The sequence below is a fragment of the Clostridioides sp. ZZV15-6597 genome (assembly GCF_020657815.1).
Classification (GTDB): domain Bacteria; phylum Bacillota; class Clostridia; order Peptostreptococcales; family Peptostreptococcaceae; genus Clostridioides.
On the sequence record NZ_JAGWCT010000292.1, the window covers coordinates 1 to 250 of the forward strand.

2 tRNA genes are annotated in these 250 nt (G+C 54.0%); both read right to left on the bottom strand.

What is annotated here, in order from left to right:
• Positions 1-75 (bottom strand) — tRNA-Glu (locus KGF52_RS21265).
• A 7-nt stretch (positions 76-82) separates the two neighbouring features.
• A tRNA-Met gene (locus KGF52_RS21270) sits at positions 83-158 on the bottom strand.
• Positions 159-250 lie beyond the last annotated feature (92 nt).

A 250-nucleotide genomic window follows, 5' to 3' on the forward strand; every position in this document is an offset into this window, starting at 1 on the left:
TGGTGACTCGTAGGGGAATTGAACCCCTGTTACCGCCGTGAAAGGGCGGTGTCTTAACCTCTTGACCAACGAGCCATTTTAATGGTTGCGGAGGCAGGACTCGAACCTACGACCTTCGGGTTATGAGCCCGACGAGCTGCCAACTGCTCCACTCCGCGATATTGTTTTATAAAGTGCCGAAGACCGGAATCGAACCGGTACGAGAGGTAAGTCCCGCAGGATTTTAAGTCCTGTGCGTCTGCCAGTTCCG